Genomic DNA, 19,570 nt, shown 5'->3' on the forward strand with positions numbered 1-19,570 from the left:
GCGTGCGGCTCACGTCCGGGGGTTGCGGTGACTATCTCCCGCCCTGTGAGGGCGGTCACCCTTCCGTTCATTTAGTTCGCGCTTATCAGTAGAGGCAGACTGTTTCCATGCGTTTCCCCCGCGTTCCCCGACCGCGCAGCCTGGCCGGCCAGCTCTTCGCCATGCAGGCCGTGCTCGTCGCCGTCGTGGTCGCGGGATACGCCCTGTTCACGTACGTCAGCGACCGCAGTCAGGCGGAGGATGCCGCGGGCCGCCAGGCCCTGGGCGTGGCCCAGTCGGTCGCGGACGCCCCTTCCGTACGGGAGGCCATCCGCACCGCGGACCCGACGAAGACGCTGCAGCCGTACGCGACGGCGGTGCAGCGCCACGCGCACGTCGACTTCGTCACGATCATGAACACCGACGCCATCCGCTGGACCCACCCCAACGAGAAGCTGATCGGCAAGCGCTTCCTGGGCCACACGCAGCGTGCCCTCCTCGGCGAGCCCTTCACGGAGGTGTACACCGGCACCCTCGGCGAGTCCGTCCGTGCCGTCACGCCGATATACGACAACGGCCGCATCGTCGGCCTGGTCAGCGCGGGCATCAAGGTCGACGAGATCAGTGAGCGGGTCGAGGGCCAGGTGCAGGCCCTGCTCGGCGTCGCGGCCGCCGCCCTGGCGCTGGGCGCCGTCGGCACGTACGTCATCAACGCACGGCTGCGCCGCTCCACCCACGGGATGAACGCGGCCGAGCTGAGCCGGATGCACGACTACCACGAGGCCGCGCTGCACGCCGTGCGCGAGGGGCTGCTGATGCTGGACGGCCAGTTCCGGGTGGCGCTGATCAACGACGGCGGGCGCGAGCTGCTCGGTGTGACCGACGACGTGGTGGGCCGCTCGGTGGCCGACCTCGGGCTGCCGACCCCGCTGACGGGAGCGCTGCTGTCCGGGGAGCCGCGCGTGGACGAGGTGCATCTCACCGAGTCGCGGGTGCTCGTCGTGAACACCTCGCCGGTGTCGGGCGGCGAGCGCCGGGGCACGGTGGTGACCCTACGCGATGTGACCGAACTCCAGTCCCTGATGGGCGAGTTGGACTCCGAGCGCGGCTTCACCACGGCGCTGCGCTCGCAGGCCCACGAGGCCGCGAACCGCCTCCACACCGTCGTCTCCCTGATCGAACTGGGCCGGGCCGAGGAGGCCGTCGACTTCGCCACGGCCGAGCTGGAACTGGCCCAGGCCCTCACCGACCAGGTCGTCGCGGCCGTCAGCGAACCCGTCCTCGCCGCCCTGCTCCTGGGCAAGACGGCCCAGGCGAACGAGCGCGGCGTCGAACTCGTCGTCTCCGAGGACAGCTGCATCGACGACGGCCTGCTCCCGGAGTCCCTCCCCGCCCGTGACCTGGTGACCGTCCTCGGCAACCTGATCGACAACGCCGTGGACGCGGCGCAGGGCTCGGTGGGCGCCCGGGTCACGGTCACGGCGTTCGCGGACTCCGAGGGCCTGGTCCTGCGCGTCTCCGACACCGGGTCGGGCGTGGACCCGGCCCACGCGGAGGCGGTCTTCCAGCGCGGCTGGTCCACGAAGCCCTCCGGGCCCGGCGGCAGGGGGCTCGGCCTGGCCCTCGTACAGCAGGCCGTGGCCCGCCACGACGGAACGCTGACGGTGGCGGAGGCCGCGGGCGGCGGCGCGTCGTTCGAGGTAAGGCTGCCGCTGCCGACGGCTGGGCGGGGCGGGACTAAGGTCCACGCCGGGCCCGAGTCCGTACGCGACACCGGGCCCGAGTCCGAGGGCGCCGCCGGTCGGGATGCCGAGCGCGGCCCCGGACTCACGCGTGAGCCCGAGCCGACGCCGCACGGAGGCACCGTATGAGCACGCCTTCCCCCTCCCGGGACATCCGCGTCCTGGTCGTCGAGGACGACCCCGTCGCGGCGGACGCGCATGTCCTGTACGTGGGGCGGGTGCCCGGATTCACCGCGGTCGGCAAGGCACACACGGGCGCGGAGGCCCGGCGGGCGCTGGACCGCATGCCGGTGGATCTCCTCCTTCTCGACCTCCACCTGCCGGACGTACACGGATTGCAGCTGGCCCGCTCACTCCGTGCGGCCGGCTATCACGCGGACGTCATAGCGGTGACGTCCGCGCGGGATCTCACGGTGGTGCGGGAGGGAGTGTCGCTGGGCGTGGTCCAGTACGTGTTGAAGCCCTTCACCTTCGCCACCCTCCGGGACCGGCTCGTCCGCTACGCCGAGTTCCACGCGTCGGCCGGCGAGGCCAGTGGCCAGGACGAGGTCGACCGGGCCCTCGCCACGCTCCGGGCTCCCGGGCCCGCGGCCCTGCCCAAAGGGTTGAGCGCCCCCACGCTGGAGCGGGTCACCCGGGCGCTGAGGGACTCCGAGGAGGGGCTGACCGCGACGGGCGTCGCCGAGGCCGTGGGGATCTCTCGGATCACGGCCCGGCGGTATCTGGAGCACCTGGTGGACGCGGGGCGGGCGGGACGCAGCCCTCAGTACGGGCAGGTGGGGCGGCCGGAGCTGCAGTATCGATGGGTGAAGACGCAGTGACGCGGGCTGCTCTTCGGCTCGGGCGGCTTCGTCGGAGGCGCCTGCGCGGGTGAAGGCTTCGGCAGCCTGGCACCAGAGGGACTGGGCAGGGCGGTCGAGGATTTCGTGGCGGACGCGAGAGCGTGGAGGGTCCGGCCCGAGCCGTACCGGTCCCCGATGGCACCGCAGATCCGCGGACTCTCGCCGCAGGCCCGCGATGGCCTCGGCGGGCCGGCCCTCACCCTCCAGGGTGATCCCGAGGTTGTGCCACGCCTTCGCGACGGCGGTCGCCGTGCCTCCCGCACGCCCGACTCCCGCTCCGGCCAGGCGACGTGGCAGTACCTTGAGCGCCCTGCCGGACATACCGGCATCCAGCGGAGATGACGGTCTGTGCCGTCCTGAGCCCAACACCCTGCAAGGTCATTGACCTGACCAGACCACCGCTCTTACGTTCACGGAGCAGCCGAACGCGGCCACAACGACGTCGGCCAGTAGGAGGTCCTGCTCGTGCGCCCCACCGCCGTCCCACTTCTCCTCGCGTCCCTGCTCACCGCCTCCGCGCTCAGCGCCTGCGGAAGCGATTCCGGCAGCGACGCGGACACCTTAGAGGTCTCCTTCAAACAGTCGACGGACAACTCCATCCGTGTCATGGACACGTACCTGGCCGACATTAAGAAGCAGTTCGAGAAGGCGAACCCGGGCAAGAAGGTCAAGCTGGTCCCGATCAAGGCCCCGGACTCGGAGTACTACACGAAGGTCCAGCAGATGCTCCGCTCCCCGAAGACGGCCCCGGACCTGGTCTACGAGGACACGTTCCTCATCAACTCCGACATCACGAGCGGATATCTCAAGCCCCTGGACCCGTACCTCGACAAGTGGGAGGACTGGGACCAGTTCATCGACACGGCGAAGTCGGCCGCGAAGGCGCAGGACGGGAAGACGTACGGCGTACCGGACGGTACGGACACCCGGGGCCTCTGGTTCGACAAGGGCATCTTCAAGAAGGCCGGCCTGCCCGCCGACTGGCAGCCGACGAACTGGGACGAGATCCTCGAAGCCGCCCGCACGATCAAGGAGAAAGTCCCCGGCGTCATCCCCCTGAACGTCTACACGGGCAAGCCCGTGGGTGAGGCCGCCGCCATGCAGGGCTTCGAGATGCTGCTGTACGGGACGGCCACCGGGGGCAACGAGAACCCCCTCTACGACCCGGCGTCCAAGAAGTGGGTGACAGGAAGCCAGGCCTTCAGGGACTCTCTCCAGTTCGTCGAAACGGTCTTCAAGGAGAAGCTCGGCCCGGACGTCTCGGACGCCCTCGACCCCAACATCATGACCAGGGTCCGTGGCGAGTTCCTCCCCGAGGGCAAACTCGGTATCAACCTCGACGGCTCCTGGCTCCCCCAGGACTGGCAGGAGGGCAGCGGCCACGAATGGCCGGAGTGGTCGGAGAAGCTGGGCCTCGCCTACATGCCGACCCAGAACGGCCAGGCGCCCGGCAAGGTGAGCATGTCGGGCGGCTGGACCTGGTCGATCCCGAGCAAGGCGGCCAACCCCGACCTGGCCTTCGACTTCATCAAGACGATGCAGACGAAGGCGAACGCCCAGAAGTGGTACATCGCCAACTCCGGCATCGCGGTACGGACGGACGTGGCCGAGGACCCGGCGTACGTGAAGGCGCAGCCCGGTATCAAGTTCTTCACGGATCTGGTGTCGAGCACGCACTACCGCCCGGCATACCCCGCGTATCCGAGGGTCTCGACGGCCATCCAGGAGGCGATGGAGGGAGTGACGACGGGCGACAGTTCGGTCGAGGAGGCGGCGAAGGGCTATGACGAGGAGCTGAAGACGGCCACGGACAACCAAGTCATCAAGAAGTGAGCGGTGACCGAGAGATGGCCGAGGCAGCACCGAGGTACGCCCCAGAAATGATCAGCCGCTCATGACCGCCGCACCCCCGGCAGGCCCCGGCGTGGTGAAGACCGCGCCGGGCCCGACCGCACCACCACCGCCGCCCGCACCCCGCGGCCGCTCCGCCCTCCGCACGCTCTCCCGCGCCCTCCCCGTCTCCCCCGCCCTCGTCCTCCTGATCCTCTTCCTCGCCGGCCCCATCGCGTACTGCGCCTACATCGCCTTCACCGACCTCCAGCTCACCGGCCAGGCCGAGGATTCATTCGTAGGCTTCGAGAATTTCCGCACGGCATTTCAGGACGAGGCGTTCCTCAACGCCGTATGGCTCACCCTCGTCTTCACGATCCTGAGTTCCCTCATCGGCCAGAACACCCTGGGCCTTAGCCTGGCCGTGCTGATGCAGCGCGCATCGAAGCCGGTCCGTACGCTCACCGGCGGAATCGTCATCACGGCCTGGGTACTCCCGGAGGTGGTAGCCGGTTTCCTCCTCTACGCCTTCTTCCGCCGCGAGGGCACCTTGAACGCCATTCTGGACTGGCTCCATCTGCCGTCCCAGAACTGGCTGTTCACCCTCCCGATCCTGGCGGTGTCGTTCGCGAACGTATGGCGGGGAACGGCTTTCTCCATGCTGGTCTACTCAGCAGCCCTGAACGAAATCCCGAAGGAGATCACGGAGGCGGCGGAGGTGGACGGCGCGGGCGGCTGGCGCCGCATGTGGCACATCACGCTCCCCATGATCCGCCGTTCCATCGGCACGAACCTGATGCTCAACACCCTCCAGACTCTCTCGGTCTTCGGCCTGATCTGGGTCATGACGAGAGGCGGCCCGGGAAACCGCAGCCAGACGCTTCCCCTGTTCATGTACGAACAGGCCTTCCAGAAAAGCATGATCGGTTACGGAACGGCTGTGGCCCTGCTGCTCCTGGTGGTCGGCTCGCTCTTCTCCGTCGTGTACATGCGCCTGCTGCGGACGGAGGTCTGACCCTCACCATGGCCATCAGCACTCGCACCCTGAAGACCCCCGCCCTGAAGACCCCGACCCTCAAGTCCCGCCGAAACAGCCGCCGTTACGCCGCCGACGCCGGCCTCCTCTTCGCCGCGGCCGCGTTCGTGCTGCCGCTGGCCTGGGTGCTCCTCTCGTCGGTGGACCCGGAGGCCGACCTGAAGGTGAAGGTCCCCGACGGCCTCACGTTCGACAACTTCGACGCGGTCCTCGAGCCCGACATCACGTTCACGCCTCTCCTCAACAGCCTGATCCTGTGCGGCGGCGCGACGTTGCTGACGGTGGTGTGCGCGGCGCTGGCGGCGTATCCGCTGTCGCGGTTCCGGTCCCGCCTGAACCGGCCCTTCCTCCTGACGATTCTCTTCGCGACGAGCCTGCCGATCACGGCGATCATGGTGCCGGTGTACGCGCTGTTCGTTCAGGTGGACCTGATCGACACGATGCAGGGCACGATCTTCTTCTTCGCCGCGTCCCAACTGCCTTTCGCCATCTGGCTGATGAAGAACTTCATGGACGGCGTACCGAAGGAACTGGAGGAGGCGGCCTGGACGGACGGCGCGTCGTCACTTCAGTCGCTGATCCGGATCGTGCTGCCGCTGATGGGGCCGGGGGTCGCGGTCGTGACCGTCTTCTCGTTCGTGATGATGTGGGGGAACTTCTTCGTCCCGTTCATGCTGCTGCTGAGCCCGGATCAGATGCCGGCTTCGGTGAGCATCAATGACTTCTTCGGAAATCGGGGGACGGTGGTTTATGGGCAGTTGGCCGCGTTCTCGATCATTTACTCGACGCCGGTGATTCTGTTGTATGTGCTGGTGGCACGGCGGTTGGGTGGGGGGTTCGCCTTGGGTGGGGCTGTCAAGGGGTGAGGGAGGAGCTCCGGACCACGGAACCGGCACGGGCCAGTCAGTCCCGGGCCCTCCCAGAGGGTGCGCAAACTGCCCTGCCCAGACCCGCCGTCTGCGTACTCGGCGTGCAACGAACCGCGATGCCGCCACGCCTTCACGCCCAGGTACACCAGATACGCGGCACCGGTCAGTTTCAGCACCGTGAAGACGAGCACCGAGTGCTCCACCACGGACCCGATCCCCAGGGCCACGGCCACGATGAGCACGTACGCGCCGAGTGTGTTCCCCACGACCGTGGTGAGCGCGGCGCGGCGCCCCTGCGCCAAGGCCCGCCCGATCACGAACAGCACACTGGGGAACTACTCCGGCAGTACCCCCGGCCGAAACCTCTCCACCCCCACCACATGCCGCACCCGCACCGGCTCGATCAGGATCATCACCCGCCGCTCCCCCGGAAGCAGCCACGGATACCGGTCCTCGCCGATGTACTTCTTCGTCAGCCGGTCCATCGCCCGCTCCGCCACCTCCCCCTCGACGAACCGCACGACCCGGCCCCGGATCTCCACCCGGTCGTACGGGTTCTCGGGGTCGTGGTGAGAAAGGGAAACGTACGGATTGCGCCGCAGGTTCTCCTCCTTCACGCGACCGATCGACGTGTTGACCATGACGTACTCGTCTTCGATATCCGCCCACATGGGCGAAACCTGCGGTGCCCCGTCCGCGCCCACGGTCGCGAGGTGCCAGAAGTTCGGCGCCAGCAGCCGCTCGCGAATATGCCCGTCGATCCTGCTCACGGCGCTTACCACCTTGATCCACCCTTCCGACCCGTCCGCACGGGCCGCCTGCCCGCCATCCTGATCTCCACACCACCCCCTCACCAGGTGATCTTCAGCCACCTCGGACAGACATCCGAAACCGTAGGTTCGCACAATCCGTGATCCTGGCCGAACAGACCGTAGTCACCGCAGCCCCGCACCCATACGTTGTGCGCGTGCACCAACCGTCGGCCCATCAGCCCACCCCGCCCTTCAACGCCCCCGCCGCCCGCAAACTGCGCGGCGCACTCGGCATGGGGCCCGAGCATGTCGCGTACGGGATGAACACCTCGTACGGACTGCCCTATGTGACCCCCGACCTGATCGTCGCCTGGGAGCGAGGCATAGCCGCGCCGAGCAATTCCGAACTCATCGCGCTCGCGGGCGTGTTGTGGTGCTCGCCGGGTGAACTCATCGGCGCGCCAAGGACGTTGCGCGAGCACCGCATCGCGCGCGGTCTCGCCGCCGAGGACGTCGCGCGTGCCGTGGGGCTCGAACTCCTCGCGTACGTACGGATGGAGGAGGCCGACGAGTGGCGCGGCAACGAGCGTCAGTCGGCGGCGCTCGCCGAGGTGCTCGACCTCTCCATGGCGGACCTCGTCACGGTCACCGGCCTCGAGACGAAGCTGGCGGAGATGCTTCGGGACGCGGTGACGACGCGCTGGCAGGCGTACGTACGCCCGGTGGGCAAGCTGCTGCCGCTGGACCGGCGGCTCGTGGGGGACGTGCTGCGGTCGCTGCACACCGAGTACCAGGGACAGATGGTGGCCACGCTGAGCTGGAGCGGCGGTGCGGCCGCCGGCGAGGCCGACGACGCGGGCCGGGACTTCCTGGACCGGATCGTCGACCGCTTCTGGTCGGTGGTGCAGCGCAACAGCGGCGGCTGAGAAGCCACTGCCGCAAGGGCCGCAGAACCTCTAGAAGACCGACTCCGCCTCGTCCATCCGATCCTTCGGCACCGTCTTCAGCTCGGTGACCGCCTCCGCCAGCGGCACCATCTGTACGTCCGTGCCGCGCAGCGCCGTCATCCGGCCGAAGTCGCCCCGGTGCGCCCCCTCCACGGCGTGCCATCCGAAGCGCGTCGCCAGCACCCGGTCGTACGCGGTCGGTGTGCCGCCGCGCTGGATGTGGCCGAGAATGACCGGCTTGGCCTCCTTGCCGAGGCGGCGCTCCAGCTCGTGGGCGAGCGCCGTGCCGATGCCCTGGAAGCGCTCGTGGCCGAACTGGTCGATCTCGCCGTGGCCGTAGTCCATGGAGCCCTCGGCGGGGTGCGCGCCCTCGGCCACGCACACGACCGCGAACTTCTTCCCGCGTGCGAAGCGTTCCTCGACCATCGCGACCAGGTCTGCCGGGTCGAAGGCCCGCTCGGGCAGGCAGATGCCGTGGGCGCCGGCCGCCATGCCGGACTCCAGGGCGATCCAGCCGGCGTGCCGGCCCATGACCTCGACGACCATCACGCGCTGGTGGGACTCGGCCGTGGTCTTGAGGCGGTCCATCGCCTCCGTGGCGACGCCCACCGCCGTGTCGAAGCCGAACGTACGGTCCGTCGACGAGATGTCGTTGTCGATCGTCTTCGGGACGCCGACGACCGGCAGGCCGGCGTCCGAGAGCATCCGCGCCGCCGTCAGCGTGCCCTCGCCGCCGATCGGGATCAGCGCGTCGATGCCGAACTCACGGGCCATGTCCTGCGCGTTCTCGCAGGCCTCGCGGAGCCTGTCGCGCTGGAGGCGGGAGGAGCCGAGGATGGTGCCGCCGCGGGCGAGGATGCCACTGACCGCGTCCAGGTCGAGGGGACGGTAGCGGCCTTCCAGCAGTCCCGCGAAACCGTCCTCGAAGCCGATCACCTCGTCGCCGTAGTTCGTGACGGCGCGGTGCACGACCGACCGGATCACTGCGTTCAGCCCCGGGCAGTCGCCGCCTGCGGTGAGAACTCCGATACGCATCGTGCTGTGTCTCCTGCTCGCTATTGGGCTGTGTCTCCTGTGGTACCTGAGAGCCAGTCCGATTGTTTCACGGGCTGCAGGGACCCGCTGTCCCCGCCCACCCCGCCCCCCGGAGCCGCCGGTCACCGCGCCCCGGAGCCCTCAGCCGCCCTTCACCGAGCCCCCACTCGCCCCCGACCTGACGGGCGCCTTAACCATGCCCGGAGGTATTGTCAAGAGGGCACTGCCGACGATAACGGCTGCCCTTTTACCGATATCGGAGGAAACGGAGAGCACACGTGACGCGCAGCGTGTACGTGACCGGGATCGACCGAGGTGACGGCCGCCAGGTCATCGAGCTGGGAGTCATGGAGCTCCTGACCCGCCAGGTCGACCGGGTGGGGGTGTTCCGCCCGCTCGTCCACGACGGGCCCGACCGTCTCTTCGAGCTGCTGCGGGCCCGCTACCGGCTGGCGCAGGACCCGGCGACGGTCTACGGCATGGACTACCACGAGGCGTCCGCGCTCCAGGCCGAGCAGGGCGCCGACGAGCTGGTCTCGCAGCTCGTCGACCGATTCCACCAGGTCGCCCGCGACTACGACGTCGTCCTTGTCCTCGGTACGGACTACGCCGACACGCAGTTCCCCGACGAGCTCGCGCTCAACGCCCGCCTGGCGAACGAGTTCGGCGCGTCCGTGATCCCGGTCGTGGGCGGCCGCAAGCAGACCTCGGAGTCGGTGCTCGCGGAGACCCGCAACGCGTTCCGCGCGTACGACGGGCTCGGCTGCGACGTGCTGGCCATGGTGGTGAACCGGGTCGCCCCGATCGACCGCGCGGAGATCCACGAGCGGCTCGACAACCGCCTGCCCGTGCCCTGTTACGTCCTCCCCGACGAGCCCGCGCTCTCCGCGCCGACCGTCGCCCAGATCACCCACACCCTCGGCGGCAAGGTGCTCCTCGGCGACGACTCGGGGCTCGCCCGTGACGCGCTGAACTTCGTCTTCGGCGGTGCCATGCTGCCGAACTTCCTGGGCGCGCTGACCCCGGGCTGCCTGGTCGTCACGCCGGGCGACCGTGCCGACCTCGTGGTGGGCGCCCTCGCCGCGCACAGTGCCGGTACGCCGCCCATCGCGGGCGTGCTGCTCACCCTGAACGAGCGCCCCAGCGACGAGGTCCTCACGCTCGCCGCCCGCCTCGCCCCCGGCACGCCGGTCGTGGCGGTCGAGACCGGCTCCTTCCTCACGGCGTCCGAACTCTTCGGCATGGAAGGCAAGTTGAACGCCGCGACGCCCCGGAAGGCGGAGACGGCCCTCGGTCTCTTCGAGCGGTACATCGACACCGGCGGGCTGCTGACGCGCGTCTCGGCGCCCAGCAGCGGCCGCGTCACACCGATGATGTTCGAGCACAAGCTCCTGGAGCAGGCCCGCTCCGACAAGCGTCGCGTCGTGCTGCCCGAAGGCACCGAGGCGCGCGTCCTGCACGCCGCCGAGGTGCTGATGCGCCGCCGTGTCTGCGAGCTCACGCTGCTCGGCCCGGTCGACCAGATCCGCAAGAAGGCCGCCGACCTCGGCATCGACCTCGGCGCCATCCAGCTGATCGACCCGCAGACCTCCGAACTGCGCGACCGCTTCGCCGAGAAGTACGCCGAGCTCCGGGCCCACAAGGGCGTATCCGTGGAGCTCGCCTACGACGTCGTCTCGGACGTGAACTACTTCGGCACCCTGATGGTCCAGGAGGGTCTCGCCGACGGCATGGTCTCGGGGTCCGTGCACTCCACGGCGGCCACCATCCGCCCGGCCTTCGAGATCATCAAGACAAAACCGGACGCGTCCATCGTCTCCTCGGTCTTCTTCATGTGCCTGGCCGACAAGGTCCTCGTGTACGGCGACTGCGCGGTCAACCCCGACCCGAACGCCGAGCAGTTGGCCGACATCGCCATCCAGTCGGCCGCCACCGCCGAGCAGTTCGGGGTCGAGCCGCGGATCGCGATGCTCTCGTACTCGACCGGCACCTCCGGCACGGGCGCGGACGTCGACAAGGTGCGCGCCGCCACCGAGCTGGTCCGCTCGCGGCGCGACGACCTGAAGATCGAGGGCCCGATCCAGTACGACGCCGCCGTCGAGCCGTCCGTCGCCGCCACCAAGCTGCCGGAGTCCGAGGTCGCCGGGCAGGCGTCCGTGCTGATCTTCCCGGACCTCAACACCGGCAACAACACGTACAAGGCCGTGCAGCGTTCGGCCGGCGCGATCGCCGTCGGACCGGTCCTGCAGGGCCTGCGCAAGCCGGTCAACGACCTGTCCCGCGGCGCCCTGGTCGGAGACATCGTGAACACCGTCGCCATCACGGCGATCCAGGCCCAGGCTCGGCCGTCGACCCCCGTTCCAACCACGCCCGAAGGCAAGGGCGGATCCTCGGCCCAGGACCCGAACCCGTCCCCGTCCGCGACCCAAAAGGTGTCCGACCTGTGACCGCTACCCGCGTCCTCGTCCTCAACTCCGGCTCCTCGTCGGTGAAGTACCAGCTGCTCGACATGCGCGACAGCAGCCGGCTGGCCGTGGGCCTCGTCGAGCGCATCGGCGAGGAGACCTCCCGTCTGAAGCACACCCCGCTGGCGACGGGCGGCGGGCCCCGCGAGACGACCGGCCCGATCGCCGACCACGAGGCCGCGCTGAAGGCCGTCGCCGAGGAGCTCACCAAGGACGGACTCGGCCTGGACTCCCCGGAGTTGGCCGCGATCGGCCACCGGGTCGTGCACGGCGGCAAGTCCTTCACGGAGCCGACCGTCATCGACGACACGGTCCTCGCCGAGATCGAGCGCCTCATCCCGGTGGCGCCCCTGCACAACCCGGCCAACCTCACCGGCATTCGCACCGCCCGGGCCCTGCGCCCGGACCTCCCGCAGGTCGCCGTCTTCGACACCGCGTTCCACACGACGATGCCGGAGTCGGCGGCGCGCTACGCGATCGACGTGAAGACCGCCGACGAGCACCGCATCCGCCGGTACGGCTTCCACGGCACCTCGCACGCGTACGTGTCCCGCGAGACCGCAAGGCTCCTCGGCAGGGCCCCGGAGGACGTGAACGTCATCGTGCTGCACCTCGGCAACGGCGCGTCGGCCTCTGCCGTACAGGGCGGCCGGTGCGTGGACACCTCCATGGGGCTGACGCCCTTGGAGGGGCTCGTGATGGGTACGCGGTCCGGTGACATGGATCCCGCGGTCATCTTCCATTTGATGCGTGTTGGCGGGATGTCCACGGACGAGATCGACACTTTGCTCAACAAGAAGAGCGGCCTGATCGGCCTGTGCGGCGACAACGACATGCGGGAGATCCGCCGCCGCGTCGAGGACGGCGACGAACAGGCTCAGCTCGCCTTCGACATCTACATACACCGACTGAAGAAGTACATCGGCGCGTACTACGCGGTGCTCGGCCGGGTCGACGCGATCGCCTTCACCGCGGGGGTCGGGGAGAACGCCGCCCCCGTGCGCGAGGCCGCGGTCGCGGGCCTGGAGGCGCTGGGCCTCGCGGTCGACGGCGACCTGAACGCCGTACGGTCCGGCGAGCCGCGCCTGATCTCGCCCGAGGGCGCGCGGGTCGCGGTGGCCGTCGTACCGACCGACGAGGAACTGGAGATCGCCAACCAGACCTACGCACTCGTGGGCAACGGGAACGCCTGAGGAGTCGCCGAGGAGCCGCCGGGACAGAGCACCGAGGAGCCGGCCAGGCCCACGCCTGAGCGCGTACCCGCCCATTTGTATCTTCCACCAGACGGAATATTCCGTAGCGAAACAAACCGATAGGATCGCCCCCATGCGCCGTTCCAAAATCGTCTGCACGCTGGGTCCCGCCGTCGACTCCCACGAGATGCTCGTGTCGCTGATCGAGGCCGGTATGAACGTGGCCCGATTCAACTTCAGCCATGGCACGCACGCCGAGCACCAGGGCCGGTACGACCGTGTCCGGGCCGCCGCCCAGGAGACGGGCCGCGCCATCGGCGTGCTCGCCGACCTCCAGGGGCCGAAGATCCGCCTCGAGACCTTCGCCGAGGGTCCCGTGGAGCTGGAGCGCGGTGACGAGTTCACCATCACGACCGAGGACGTCCCGGGCGACAAGTCGATCTGCGGCACGACCTACAAGGGCCTGCCGGGGGACGTCTCGCACGGCGACCAGATCCTGATCAACGACGGCAACGTCGAGCTGCGGGTCGTCGAGGTCGAGGGCCACCGGGTCAAGACGATCGTCATCGAGGGCGGTGTCATCTCGGACCACAAGGGCATCAACCTGCCCGGCGCGGCCGTGAACGTGCCCGCGCTGTCCGAGAAGGACATCGAGGACCTGCGCTTCGCCCTGAAGATGGGCTGCGACCTGGTCGCGCTCTCCTTCGTGCGCGACGCCCACGACGTGAACGACGTCCACAAGATCATGGACGAGGAGGGCCGCCGGGTCCCCGTCATCGCCAAGGTGGAGAAGCCGCAGGCGGTCGAGAACATGGAAGCGGTCATCGCGGCCTTCGACGGTGTGATGGTGGCCCGCGGCGACCTCGCCGTCGAGTACCCCCTCGAGAAGGTCCCGATGGTGCAGAAGCGCCTCGTGGAGCTCTGCCGGCGCAACGCCAAGCCGGTGATCGTCGCGACCCAGATGATGGAGTCGATGATCACCAACTCCCGCCCCACGCGCGCCGAGGCGTCCGACGTGGCCAACGCGATCCTGGACGGCGCGGACGCGGTCATGCTGTCGGCCGAGTCGAGCGTGGGCGCGTACCCGATCGAGACCGTGAAGACGATGTCGAAGATCGTCGTGGCGGCCGAGGAGGAGCTGCTCTCCAAGGGCCTGCAGCCGCTCGTGCCGGGCAAGAAGCCGCGTACACAGGGTGGTTCGGTGGCCCGTGCCGCGTGCGAGATCGCGGACTTCCTGGGCGGCAAGGGCCTGGTGGCCTTCACCAAGTCCGGTGACACCGCCCGCCGGCTGTCCCGCTACCGCGCCTCGCAGCCGATCCAGGCGTTCACCACGGACGAGGGCACCCGCAACCAGCTGGCGCTGAGCTGGGGCGTGGAGTCGCACGTCGTGCCGTTCGTGCACAGCACGGACGAGATGGTCGAGCTGGTCGACAACGAACTGCGCAAGCTCAACCGCTTCAGCGAGGGCGACATCGTCGTGATGACCGCCGGTTCGCCCCCCGGCGTCCCCGGCACCACCAACATGGTCCGGGTGCACCACCTGGGCGGCTGATCCGCCTCCGGGCGCGGGCGGTTGATCCGCCTTCTGTACGGCGCTGAGGGCGCCCCCTGCCGCGCAGGGGGCGCCCTCAGGCGTTTGTGCGGCTCCCGAACCGGTCCGGAGGGACTATCCGAGCGGCGTGTTGAACTGGTGCATCCCGGGAACGGTCAGCGTCCCGCCGAACTGGGCGGCCTGCACGACCTTCACGTTGGTGAAGTAGATCAGCGGGATGTTCAGCGGCGGCGGGTGCTTCGGGTCGAACGTGACCGGGATCAGACCGAGCAGGTTGCCGGAGATGCTCTCCGTGTACATGACCGTCTTGCCGTCACGGATGGTGGACGTCGAGCCCTTGGCCGCCTGCACGTGGTACCTCGTGTTGGCGTCCTTGTCGTCGACGATCTGGTGCAGATCACCGATGTCGGTGCCGTCGGAGATCACGTACTTCAGGACCTCCTTGACCGTGCCGTCGGCGGTCTTCACCTTGACGACGCCCTGGTAGTCGGCGCCCTTGAGCAGCAGCGAGCTGGCCTCCAGCTGCCAGGGGTCGTTGGGCAGGGCCGGGATGCCCTGCTCGACACCGCCCTCGTCGTCCGTGGCGGCCGGGCAGTTCTCCGGGTCCGTGGTGGAGCTCGCGGACGGGCTGGGCGACGGGGACGCGGTGGCCTCGTCGGCTGCCTCGCCAGCTGCCTCCTCCGCCTTCTCCGCGGTGTCCTCGGCCGCACCGGAGGCCGCGTCGGTCACGTCCTTGACCGTCTCTTCGGCCTTGTCGGCCGTGTCCTCGACGGGGTTCTCGGCCTTGTCCGCAGGCTTTTCGGCGGGCTCCTCGGCCGCCGGGGCCGACGCGGAGGGAGTCGGGGTGGGGGTCGCCGTCTCCTTCTCGTCGGGCGTGAAGATGTCCTCGATCGCCTCGCCGATGCCCAGCGGGTCGAGCGGGTTCTTCGACTCGGATTCCGAGGGGGTCGGCGTCGGTGTCGGTTCCGGTTCCGGTTCTTCGGCGGGCGCCTTCGACTCCGAGGGGGACGGCGTCGGTTCGGGCTTGTCGTCGGAACCTGAATCCGACGAAGAGCCGTTGTCCGACGAGCCGTTGCCCGAAGCGTCCTCGCCCGAGGAGCCCTGCTCCTCCTTGTCGTCGGCGGGGGCGCTCGTCGAGGCGGAGGGCGACGGCGTGGCCGACGCGTCCTTGCTCTCCTCGGTCTCCTCCTCCAGCGCGTCGACACAGTCCTTGTACTCGTCGATCGTCAGGTTCTTCGCCGACGGCTTGTCGTCGGCGCGGGCGAGCGTCGGCGTGAAGCCCATGCCCATGAGGATCGCGGTCGGCATCGAAGCGATGGCTATCGCCTTGCCCGCGGGCACGTGCAGCCTGGTGAACAACGGCTTCTTGGGGGCTGCGTGCCGCGGCCCGGTTCTCGCGCGGGACTCGCCCGCGGAGCCCGCGTAGTGGACCTCGTCAGCCGGCACTGTGCCTCCCGTTCGCCCCGTTGGTCGGGCTCGTTCCTGACAGATCGTTCGGCTCGCTCGCACCGTTGGCCAGAGCGGCCTCCGGAGGGGCGTCTGCCTTGTCCGTACGGTCCGTCTCGGCCGGGCTCGCGGCGGGCTCGTCGCCCGGCACCCAGGCCACGGCCATCCCGCCGCCCACCAGGGCCAGCAGGAAGCCGATGAGGAAGCCTCCGAGGTTCGACACCGGGATGGACACCAGCGCCAGCAGAATCGCCGCCACACCGGCGAACACCCGGACGTGCTTCTGGTACCAGAGGCTGATTCCGAGAACGCCCAGGAGTACGCCGATGATGAGCGATCCGGCACCCGCGGTCGTCGCCATGGCCAGCGTGAGATGCCCGATCTGGAGGTTCGCGTACGGGAAGTACGCGATCGGGAATCCGCCGAGCAGGATGAACAGGCCGGCCCAGAACGGCCGACCACCCCGCCAGGCACGGAACCGCAGCCGCCAGTAGGTGAATTGACCGCGCGCGGCGGGAGTCTCGGCAGGAGTCTCGGCGCTCATGGAAAACAGCTCCCTGGAACGGCGTTGCTGTGAGAGTGGTTCACGTAATACGAGAAGGGACGGGCGGGCGAGGCAGCGCAGGCTCCCTCACCCGCCCGGGGAGTGCTAGTAGCACTCCTTGACACCCTTGGACAGCGACATCTTCAGGCCACTGAGCTTGAAGGTGCCGGCGGTGGTCGCCCACGCCGTCTGCTTCACGTCGGTGAGCGTGGCCGAGTCGGCCTGCTGGGCGAAGCCGTACGGGTTCGCCTGCTCCTTGCCGCCCTTCATCCCGGGACCCTTGGTGGCGTCTCCGGCGGCAACACCGATGTCGATGTTGCGGAAGGTCGCGTTGGCCTGGAGGTCCTCGACGTCGATGTAGAGGTTCTCGGCCTCTACCGGCGTGCCGCCGCCGCCCGCCTTCAGGTTCAGGCTGACGGAACCGATCAACGGGATGTCCGGGGTGACCACGGACTGGCACATGTTGGTGATCTTGGCGCTCTTGAACGCCGAGACCGCGACCGGGTGCGCCGTCTTCTCACCCTTGAGCGTGTAGCCCTGGTCGATAGCTCCGTACTGCGAGAAGCCAACACCATCGAGCCGGTCCGCCGTCACCTTGAACGACTGGCCCGACACGCTGAACGACGCGGCGAGAGCACCCTGAGCCAGGGCGACACCTATCGCGGCGGTCGCGGCCACGCTGGGCACCATGACAACCGCGAACCGCTTCCATCTGGTCCCGCCACGCACCTGGGACTCCATATTTCCTCCTTCTCGGACGTACATCTCCGGCCCTGGCTGCCCCCAGATGGCGGCTCAGCCGGGCAGGGATGGGAGAAGTGCTACGTCCTCGGGAAGGAGAGCGCCCGAACCCGGAGGCGCGGAACGCACCCGAATCACCGGCGATCACCCCCGAGCGACAACCACTGGTCGCGCCTGAACACTTCACGCACAACCTGCCGGACAGGCTCCGCCGTTGGCGGAGACCCCCCTGCCCAAGGGCCGGCGCCACTGCCGCCGTCCCTACTCGGTGGGGACCCAACGAAACCCGCTGACCCGATTGGTTGTCGGGCAAGGGGAATGGACCGAGCGTCGCCGATCGTGGTGCATTCTCGCCGCCCGCACAAGGGGGTTCGTTACTGGCTAGTAACGGCCGGATAACCGAACAACGACCCGTCGGTATCGACCGACAACTGAGGGTGGTGTCAAGGGTGGTGACAAAGTGATCGAACATTGGACGGAATCCGACAGATCACCGCCCCTGACTTACTCCCAGTAACAGCGGCCGCGTTTACCAAGATTTGGTAAAGCGCGGCCGCAGTGTCGCTCTGTCGGCAAATCTTTCACTCCGGCACCACGGGCCCCGGCGTTTAGCGACTGGTCAGAACAGCGCCCGGGCCAGTGCCCGCCGCGCGGCCGTCACACGCGGATCGTCGGCGCCGACCACCTCGAAGAGCTCGAGCAGTCGTACGCGCGCCGCGTCCCGGTCGTCACCCGCTGTACGCGCCACGGTGTCGACAAGCCGCCCGAAGGCGTCCTCGACGTGACCGCCCACCAGATCCAGGTCGGCCGCCGCGATCTGCGCCTGTACGTCACCGAGCCTGTCGGCGGCATCCTTGCGCACCTGCTGCGGATCGGCGCCCTGCACCCGCTGGAGCAACTCGGCCTGGGCGAGGCCCAGTTTGGCCTCCGTGTTGCCCGGGTCGTCACTCAGCACGTTCTTGTACGCCTGCACCGCGCCGCCCAGGTCGCCCGCGTCCAGGGCCTGTACGGCGGCCTCGAGCAGCGCGTCGTAGGGACCGGCCGGGACTTCGGGCTCCTCCGCGGGCTGCGCGCCCGGCTCGGCGTTCGAGTCCACCGTCAGGCCTGTGAGCCCGAAGCGCTCCTCGGCGACCTGTACGAGCTGATCCAGGGTCCCGCGGATCTGCGCCTCAGGGGCGGCGCCCTGGAAGAGGGGCAGGGCCTGGCCGGCGACGACGGCGAAGACCGCCGGGATCCCCTGGATCCCGAACTGCTGCATCAGCATCTGATTCGCGTCGACGTCGATCTTGGCGAGGACGAACCGGCCGTTGTACTCGGTGGCGAGGCGCTCCAAGAGCGGGCTGAGCTGCTTGCACGGCTCGCACCACTCGGCCCAGAAGTCGATGACGACCGGCACCTCGGTGGAGCGCTGCAGGACGTCACGCTCAAAACCCGCCTCATCGACGTCGATGACGAGACTGGTGGCGGAGACGGCCCCTCCGCCGCCCTGTCGCGCCGCTTCGGCGCGCGCCTGCTCCGCCTTCGCCTTGGCCTCCTGGGCCGCCTTCACCGCGGCGAGGTCGACGACTCCGCTCATGGACATGTTCCGTGGCTGCATGCGTCTATCCTCCCCCCTCCGCGCGTCCGTGTGAAAAGCGCCGTGAAAGCCGGGTCGGTACGTGTTCCTGGCGCCGGGTCCCCACCTGACGCCCGCGTGGTTGTCGCTCACGTACGAACTCCGCTGCGAGCTCTCGCATCGAGCTCTCGCATCGACCTTTCGCTACGAGTCGTAGCGTAACTGTCTCCGGGTGTCCGCGGGAGCCGTCCCCCGGTGATCTCCCTCACCACCTCACAGAACGGCCGGACACAGAACGGCCGGATATGGTCACTGACATGCAGAGTCGCCACTCCGCCCCGCGTACGGGGCGTCCGCGCAGCGCCGCCGCGGACGCCGCGATCCTGGCGGCGACGCGGGCGGCTCTCGTCGAACTGGGCTGGTCCAAGCTGACGCTGGGGGACGTGGCGACCCGCGCGGGTGTAGCCAAAACGACTTTGTACCGCCGCTGGGCGGGCAAGAACGAACTCGTCGTCGACGCGGTCGCGGCGCTCTTCGACGAGTTGGAGCTCCCCGACCGGGGCAGTCTGGCCGCGGACATCGAGGGCGTGGTGCTCCAGTTCGCGGCGATTCTGGCCCGTCCCGAGGCGAAGAGCGGTCTGATGGCGGTCCTGGCGGAATCGACCCGCGACGACGCGCTGCGCGAGCGTATCCGGGCCTCCATCGTCGACCGCCAGAAGCGGCTCGTCCTGGAGGGCCGGGTCCGCGCCCAGGCCCGCGGCGAGCTCCCTCCGGAAGAGAACCCGGAGTCCGCCGCTCGCACGGCGGATCTGATCTTCGACGTGGTGGCCGGAGCGGTGGTCCATCGAACTCTGGTCAGCGCGGAACCGGTGGACCTGACCTGGGCCCACGCGTTCACCCAGGTGCTGCTACTGGGCTTGGCGGGAGCGGCGAACCAGGCCTGAGGCGTTTTTCGCCCCCGCGGCCCCTACCCGTCCCATCCCTGGGGGCTCCGCTGAAAATCAGCCCCTCCGGCGTTTGAGGAGCGGGGGTTCGGGGGCAG

Annotated in this window: 16 protein-coding genes and 1 pseudogene; 10 read left to right on the forward strand and 7 right to left on the reverse strand. The window is 69.0% G+C overall.

Annotated features, from left to right (window positions below; translation table 11 throughout):
• Window positions 1-107 precede the first annotated feature (107 nt).
• From GAS53_RS48440 to GAS53_RS48460, 5 genes are all read left to right on the forward strand, one after another.
• Window positions 108-1,850, forward strand: a complete 1,743-nt coding sequence (locus GAS53_RS48440; RefSeq protein WP_151484171.1) for a sensor histidine kinase — start codon at window positions 108-110, stop codon at window positions 1,848-1,850.
• Window positions 1,847-2,542: a response regulator gene (locus tag GAS53_RS48445; protein WP_151484172.1), complete on the forward strand. Its 696-nt coding sequence runs from the start codon at window positions 1,847-1,849 to the stop codon at window positions 2,540-2,542. Before GAS53_RS48440 ends, GAS53_RS48445 begins: the two co-directional genes overlap by 4 nt.
• A gap of 480 nt (window positions 2,543-3,022) precedes the next feature.
• On the forward strand, window positions 3,023-4,396 hold the full coding sequence (locus tag GAS53_RS48450) for an extracellular solute-binding protein (RefSeq protein WP_192583623.1): 1,374 nt from the start codon (window positions 3,023-3,025) through the stop codon (window positions 4,394-4,396).
• A gap of 61 nt (window positions 4,397-4,457) precedes the next feature.
• Window positions 4,458-5,408, forward strand: a complete 951-nt coding sequence (locus GAS53_RS48455) for a carbohydrate ABC transporter permease (RefSeq protein WP_151484174.1) — start codon at window positions 4,458-4,460, stop codon at window positions 5,406-5,408.
• 8 nt (window positions 5,409-5,416) lie between these two features.
• Window positions 5,417-6,295 carry a carbohydrate ABC transporter permease gene (locus GAS53_RS48460; RefSeq protein ID WP_151484175.1) on the forward strand — a complete coding sequence of 293 codons (879 nt, stop codon included), beginning with the start codon at window positions 5,417-5,419 and terminating at the stop codon, window positions 6,293-6,295.
• A 47-nt stretch (window positions 6,296-6,342) separates the two neighbouring features.
• Here GAS53_RS48460 and GAS53_RS48465 read toward each other — a convergent pair.
• Both GAS53_RS48465 and GAS53_RS48470 read right to left on the reverse strand, forming a co-directional pair.
• A pseudogene (locus tag GAS53_RS48465) lies at window positions 6,343-6,630 on the reverse strand (LysE family translocator); the annotation flags it as partial.
• Between the two features lie 3 nt (window positions 6,631-6,633).
• A complete protein-coding gene (locus GAS53_RS48470; RefSeq protein ID WP_151484177.1) occupies window positions 6,634-7,068 on the reverse strand; it encodes a PPOX class F420-dependent oxidoreductase in 435 nt (144 codons plus the stop codon).
• Between the two features lie 191 nt (window positions 7,069-7,259).
• On the opposite strand from GAS53_RS48470, the gene GAS53_RS48475 reads away from it, so the two are divergent.
• Window positions 7,260-7,976, forward strand: a complete 717-nt coding sequence (locus tag GAS53_RS48475; protein ID WP_192583622.1) for a helix-turn-helix domain-containing protein — start codon at window positions 7,260-7,262, stop codon at window positions 7,974-7,976.
• 30 nt (window positions 7,977-8,006) lie between these two features.
• Here GAS53_RS48475 and GAS53_RS48480 read toward each other — a convergent pair whose 3' ends face one another.
• On the reverse strand, window positions 8,007-9,032 hold the full coding sequence (locus GAS53_RS48480; protein ID WP_151484178.1) for an ATP-dependent 6-phosphofructokinase: 1,026 nt from the start codon (window positions 9,030-9,032) through the stop codon (window positions 8,007-8,009).
• Between the two features lie 278 nt (window positions 9,033-9,310).
• Between GAS53_RS48480 and pta the strand changes: the two genes are divergently transcribed.
• The 3 genes from pta to pyk all read left to right on the forward strand — a co-directional run bounded on the left by pta (window position 9,311) and on the right by pyk (window position 14,242).
• Entirely contained in the window at window positions 9,311-11,479 is a 2,169-nt protein-coding gene (gene pta / locus GAS53_RS48485) for a phosphate acetyltransferase (RefSeq protein ID WP_151484179.1), read from the forward strand.
• On the forward strand, window positions 11,476-12,690 hold the full coding sequence (locus GAS53_RS48490) for an acetate kinase (RefSeq protein WP_151484180.1): 1,215 nt from the start codon (window positions 11,476-11,478) through the stop codon (window positions 12,688-12,690). Before pta ends, GAS53_RS48490 begins: the two co-directional genes overlap by 4 nt.
• 133 nt (window positions 12,691-12,823) lie before the next feature.
• Window positions 12,824-14,242 carry a pyruvate kinase gene (pyk, locus tag GAS53_RS48495; protein ID WP_151484181.1) on the forward strand — a complete coding sequence of 473 codons (1,419 nt, stop codon included), beginning with the start codon at window positions 12,824-12,826 and terminating at the stop codon, window positions 14,240-14,242.
• Window positions 14,243-14,356: 114 nt separating this feature from the next.
• On the opposite strand, the gene GAS53_RS48500 is transcribed toward pyk, so the two are convergent.
• From GAS53_RS48500 to GAS53_RS48520, 4 genes are all read right to left on the reverse strand, one after another.
• On the reverse strand, window positions 14,357-15,688 hold the full coding sequence (locus GAS53_RS48500) for a hypothetical protein (RefSeq protein ID WP_151484182.1): 1,332 nt from the start codon (window positions 15,686-15,688) through the stop codon (window positions 14,357-14,359).
• On the reverse strand, window positions 15,678-16,232 hold the full coding sequence (locus tag GAS53_RS48505) for a DUF6114 domain-containing protein (protein ID WP_151484183.1): 555 nt from the start codon (window positions 16,230-16,232) through the stop codon (window positions 15,678-15,680). The genes GAS53_RS48500 and GAS53_RS48505 overlap by 11 nt, the downstream gene beginning before the upstream one ends.
• A gap of 105 nt (window positions 16,233-16,337) precedes the next feature.
• Window positions 16,338-16,973 carry a DUF6230 family protein gene (locus tag GAS53_RS48510; RefSeq protein WP_151484184.1) on the reverse strand — a complete coding sequence of 212 codons (636 nt, stop codon included), beginning with the start codon at window positions 16,971-16,973 and terminating at the stop codon, window positions 16,338-16,340.
• A gap of 619 nt (window positions 16,974-17,592) precedes the next feature.
• Entirely contained in the window at window positions 17,593-18,570 is a 978-nt protein-coding gene (locus GAS53_RS48520) for a tetratricopeptide repeat protein (RefSeq protein ID WP_151484185.1), read from the reverse strand.
• 275 nt (window positions 18,571-18,845) lie between these two features.
• Here GAS53_RS48520 and GAS53_RS48525 point away from each other — a divergent pair, with 275 nt between their 5' ends.
• Window positions 18,846-19,472, forward strand: a complete 627-nt coding sequence (locus GAS53_RS48525; RefSeq protein WP_151484186.1) for a TetR/AcrR family transcriptional regulator — start codon at window positions 18,846-18,848, stop codon at window positions 19,470-19,472.
• Window positions 19,473-19,570 lie beyond the last annotated feature (98 nt).

The sequence above is a fragment of the Streptomyces albicerus genome (genome assembly GCF_008905045.1).
GTDB classification, from domain to species: Bacteria; Actinomycetota; Actinomycetes; order Streptomycetales; family Streptomycetaceae; genus Streptomyces; species Streptomyces albicerus.